3 protein-coding genes, 1 tRNA gene and 2 rRNA genes are annotated in these 4,833 nt (G+C 42.2%); all 6 read right to left on the bottom strand.

All coding sequences use genetic code 11. The features are described from left to right. Positions 1 to 538: 538 nt before the first annotated feature. The 6 genes from R3289_RS20425 to rrf (R3289_RS20400) all read right to left on the bottom strand — a co-directional run bounded on the left by R3289_RS20425 (position 539) and on the right by rrf (R3289_RS20400) (position 4,823). Positions 539 to 1,225 (bottom strand): N-acetylmannosamine-6-phosphate 2-epimerase, encoded by a 687-nt coding sequence (locus R3289_RS20425; protein ID WP_318927744.1) that lies wholly within the window; start codon positions 1,223 to 1,225, stop codon positions 539 to 541. Beyond that, positions 1,222 to 2,712 carry a PTS transporter subunit EIIC gene (locus R3289_RS20420; RefSeq protein WP_318927743.1) on the bottom strand — a complete coding sequence of 497 codons (1,491 nt, stop codon included), beginning with the start codon at positions 2,710 to 2,712 and terminating at the stop codon, positions 1,222 to 1,224. Before R3289_RS20420 ends, R3289_RS20425 begins: the two co-directional genes overlap by 4 nt. A 161-nt stretch (positions 2,713 to 2,873) precedes the next feature. After that, the gene (locus tag R3289_RS20415; protein ID WP_318927742.1) at positions 2,874 to 3,725 is read right to left on the bottom strand and encodes a MurR/RpiR family transcriptional regulator; all 852 of its coding nucleotides are present in this window, start codon (positions 3,723 to 3,725) and stop codon (positions 2,874 to 2,876) included. 678 nt (positions 3,726 to 4,403) lie between these two features. Beyond that, a tRNA-Asp gene (locus tag R3289_RS20410) sits at positions 4,404 to 4,480 on the bottom strand. Between the two features lie 31 nt (positions 4,481 to 4,511). Further along, positions 4,512 to 4,627: ribosomal RNA gene (rrf, locus tag R3289_RS20405) — 5S ribosomal RNA — on the bottom strand. Positions 4,628 to 4,707: 80 nt separating this feature from the next. Next, positions 4,708 to 4,823, bottom strand: a 5S ribosomal RNA gene (rrf, locus tag R3289_RS20400). Between the last annotated feature and the right edge of the window lie 10 nt (positions 4,824 to 4,833).

Genomic DNA, 4,833 nt, shown 5'->3' with positions numbered 1-4,833 from the left:
ATGCACTGTTTTTGCTCAGGTGTAAGTCGTTGGATAGACTCTAATAGTTGCGTAAAATTGAAGTCTTCCATGCTGGTAGCCTCAAGGAGTTAGCATATCTATCTATAATATAGTTTATCAACTTGAGTACTGAACAGAGCCAATATGTAGGGTGTTTATTATCGAATCAATATCTTCCAGATTAACTTTAAGCTATCGGAGACTCATCATGAATTGATTAAACCTACTCAACGTTAATAAGAGTAGTTTTAATAAATTACTTTAGGACCATTAATTACACACATTCATTCATATATTTTCAGCTCTTAACGCATAAACGAAAGGTGATGTAAAACGGCCTTTGATGATTTTCTGTTATGACTCACCATCATGAATGATTTACTCACTAGATGAGTTAACTAAATTACTGGAACTGCTCAATTCGTAGGTTAAGACCTTGAAGATCAGTTCAGCGTATTGCTGATGTCACCCTAAAGAACAAGAAATATATAATAAAAGGCTATTTCGAAAAATAGCCTTTGGTCGTAGGGGGATGGTGTTACTTCATTGCTTCAATGAATCGTTCAGTGATTTGCTTTGGTCGGGTAATTGCCCCACCGACAACAACCGCATGACAACCAACATCTAGACAACGTTTCGCCATTTCTGGCGTTTCTACATTACCCTCCGCAATAACAGGGATTGTCACTGCTTCAAGCAAATCTTTAAGGAATTGGAAATCATTCGAAAATAACTTACTGTTCTTTGTATTTTCGGTATAACCGTGAAGTGTTGATGAAACACAATCAAACTTTAACCTATCAGCCTCCATAGCATCATCTAACGTGGAAATATCAGCCATGAGAAGAACATGTGGGTACTTCGAACGAATTACTTTCACAAAATCTTCTAGCATTTCACCGTTAGGGCGACTTCTATCAGTTGCATCAATAGCAATCATGTCAGGATTCGTCGTCATCAGTTCATCAACTTCGTTAATCGTTGCCGTAATGAACACTTCCGAATCATCATAGTCGCGTTTGATAATACCAATGATAGGTAAATTAACCGTTCGTTTGATCTCCGTAATGTCTTTAACGGAGTTCGCACGGATTCCGAATGCGCCCCCCTGCTCAGCGGCAAGCGCCATGCGGCTCATAATGAAGTCACTGTGCAGAGGTTCATTTTCAAGTGCTTGACATGAAACGATTAATGCCCCTTTCGCTCTGGTGAAAAAATCACTCATAGCCCTAACAATTCCTCTAATTCATTTTTAACGATGGTTACGTGTGGACCGTAAATAACTTGCACACCGTTACCTTTAACGACTACAGCAACAGCACCGGTTGTTTTTAAACCATCCTCGTTAATTTTAGTCGCATCTCCCATTGTCAGACGTAACCGTGTTGCGCAGCAATCAATATCTTTGATGTTACCTGCGCTACCTAGGTGCTTAACTATCGCAATAGCACGTTCAGTACCCGATATATTCATTGCTTCTGCCTGTGATTCATCTTCTCGGCCTTGAGTTTTAAAATTGAACTTAGTAATCATGAAGCGGAATGAAAAGTAATACAGGAAGAACCAGGCAGTACCAATAACTGGAACCGCCATCCAATTCGTTTTAGCCTGACCTTGCAGAACACCGAACAGAATGAAATCAATAAAGCCACCCGAGAAGGTTTGACCGATTGTAATTTCGAACATGTGAGCCAGCATAAATGCAAAGCCATCAAATACCGCATGCACTACATACAGAGCAGGAGCAACGAATAAGAATGAAAACTCTAGGGGTTCCGTGATACCCGTTAAGAACGAAGTAAAAGCCGCAGATAGCATCAAGCCACCAACTCTGACTTTGTGCTCGGGTTTGGCGCAGTGGTAGATAGCAAGTGCCGCTCCCATAAGACCGAACATCATCGTGATAAAACGACCGGACATGAAACGAGAGGTACCGATAAAGTACTGCTGTACTGACGGATCGGCTAACTGAGCAAAGAATATTCGTTGTGTACCATCAACCATCACACCGTTTACTATTTCGGTGCCACCAAGTGCGGTAGTCCAAAAAGGAAGATAGAAGATATGGTGAAGACCGAACAAACCCAACATACGAAGAATGAAACCGTAGAATAATGTCCCTATGTATCCCGTTGTTTCGACTAAGCTACCCATACTGAAGATGCCAGACTGAATCTTAGGCCACACTAAGTACATTACTGCGCCAAGAATGATCGCAGAAAATGCAGAAACGATAGGAACGAAACGGGAACCACCGAAAAAACCAAGAAATTTAGGTAGTTCAATTTTGTTATATCGAGAGTGCAAGAAGTTAGCCATGATACCAACAACCACACCACCAAACACACCAGTATCTAAGGTTTGAATACCGAGGATCATCCCCTGACCCACAGCCCCTAGATTGCCTGTTGCCAGGCTACCTTGCAGCGATAGCATTGCACCAATCGTTGCGTTCATTACCAAGTAAGCAAGTAACGCGGAAAGACCCGCCGTACCTTTATCACTTCGAGCCAAACCGACAGCAACACCGACCGCGAATAGCACCGGTAAATTACCAAACACGATTGCACCAGCAGCCGTCATAATGGTGAAAATTGCTTGTAGGAGCGCAACATCTAAAAATGGATAAGCAATTAAGGTGTTAGGGTTTGATAATGCGCCGCCGATACCAAGTAATAGACCTGCAGCGGGAAGAACTGCAATCGGAAGCATAAAAGACTTCCCGAATTTTTGTGCTGTTTCAAAAAAAGTAGAACCTGACATAGGAACCAAACTCCGAGCGTTGATTATTTGTGGAGTATAATTCCATTTAAGGGTGTAGTGATCTATCATGAATGAATCAATTCATGACATGGTTCACAAAATCACTTGTACTACATGATGGATTGCGTGGTTTTAAGTTTGTTACTTTGTGCAGTTTTAAGGTCCGAACGAACCAGTTCAGTATACAGTAAATCTAAAACAAACATTTGAGCGACTTTCGTGCCAATCGAATCGCCCTGTAACCAATTCTCACGATTACCATTGAGCAGAACCTTATCCGCGTAATGACAAATCGTCGAGCGCGAATTATGGGTTAACGCTACAGTGAATGCACCCATATCTTTTGCAATACGCAATGCTTTAATTGTTTCAGGGGATTCGCCTGAGTGTGATAGTGCGATCACGACATCCCCCTTTCCAAGCAGCGAGGCTTTCATGTACATAAAGTGGTTGTTCGCAATAGCATCGACACTATACCCGATACGCATTAGCTTGTTTTTTGCCTCTTCCGCTGTAACTCCAGAAGATCCTACACCAAAGAATGTAGTCGACGATGAAGTGGTAATTTTGTCAGAGACTTCACGTAGCACATCAAAATCCAATAGGGCGCGAGTCTCTGATAGCACATGCTGTAAAACCAGCTGAAGCTTTTCTCCAATGATTTCCATATCATCAGTAAGATCTATCTCACTCGACAATAAGTCTGGCTGTGGCGTTTCATTCTTAACTAACGATATAGCCAGCAACATTTTGAATTCCTGAAAGCCAGAATAACCCATTTTTTTACAAAAACGTATCAGGCTTGCTTCACCTACACCAGATGAGTTAGCAAGCTCTGCAGTTGATAAGTTTGTTATTTTTTTGGGGTTCTCAAGTATGAAGTCTGCAATTCGCTGAGCCGATACTGTTAGGCTACTTCTAACGCTGCGAATACTAGCCAGAACGTCTTTCGTATGATTCATCTTATAGCCTTAATGAAGTTTCTAATATTAATATAAACCAACTAAGTAACTAAGTAACTAAGTAACTAACTAAAGAGAGCCTCAGCCCATCATCAATGAGTAATGGCCGTCTCGCTAAGTCAATCACTATCAATTTTGTGTTGTGGCTTATAGTTTCACTCATCGCACTGTCATTTCTAACTGTGGTCAATATTACTATATGCCAGCATAGATAGGGTTCATAAATTCCGAAATCTTCTTTATGCATCAAGAAGAAAATAGGTGTACACCTTTTATGAAACAGAACATAAAAAAGATATACACAATTCACATCCACAATAACACCATAGATAAAATATCATAAGATACTGATAATTAACACCTTAATAGATTGTACAGCTTTTAAACCACTGGAACCTAAAAGCTTGAAAGGGGCAGCACAGCATGGATAAACAAGAGGAAATGACACGATTTCACTTTTATTCAGACGTAAAAAAGCCCCAGTCGTTAGACTGAGGCTTTAATAAGTGGCGGAGTGGACGGGACTTGCCATTCCTTGAAATCAGTGCGCCCCCGGCGCGACAGGCCGCGAAGATCTCCAATTAAAAGCCTAACCAACTGAACGACCACATCGCAGTGCCTATTCATATTGCTCCAGACGTAAAAAAGCCCCAGTCGTTAGACTGGGGCTTTAATAAGTGGCGGAGTGGACGGGACTCGAACCCGCGACCCCCGGCGTGACAGGCCGGTATTCTAACCAACTGAACTACCACTCCGCAGTGTCTATTCAGCATAAAGCAATTTGAAACCTGGCGATGACCTACTCTCACATGGGGAGACCCCACACTACCATCGGCGCTACTATGTTTCACTTCTGAGTTCGGCATGGGATCAGGTGGGTCCATAGTGCTATGGTCGCCAAGTAAATTCTTTGTTTTCAGCAAGGCTGAAATATCAATCTTTATACAGCTCACGTTTATAGAAACGTAAACTCAAATTTGGCGCCTGGCGATGACCTACTCTCACATGGGGAGACCCCACACTACCATCGGCGCGACTGCGTTTCACTTCTGAGTTCGGCATGGGATCAGGTGGGGCCACAGCGCTATGGTCGCCAGACAAATTCTGT

Origin of the sequence: Photobacterium sp. (assembly GCF_033720175.1) — a bacterium.
GTDB lineage: Bacteria > Pseudomonadota > Gammaproteobacteria > Enterobacterales > Vibrionaceae > Photobacterium.
This window is presented reverse-complemented; position numbering and strand designations above follow the sequence as displayed.

Coding starts and splice junctions, on each gene's coding strand:
- R3289_RS20425 (WP_318927744.1), bottom strand. CDS start 1,225: ATGAGTGATTTTTTCACCAGAGCGAAAGGGGCATTAATCGTTTCATGT.
- R3289_RS20420 (WP_318927743.1), bottom strand. CDS start 2,712: ATGCTTCCGATTGCAGTTCTTCCCGCTGCAGGTCTATTACTTGGTATC.
- R3289_RS20415 (WP_318927742.1), bottom strand. CDS start 3,725: ATGAATCATACGAAAGACGTTCTGGCTAGTATTCGCAGCGTTAGAAGT.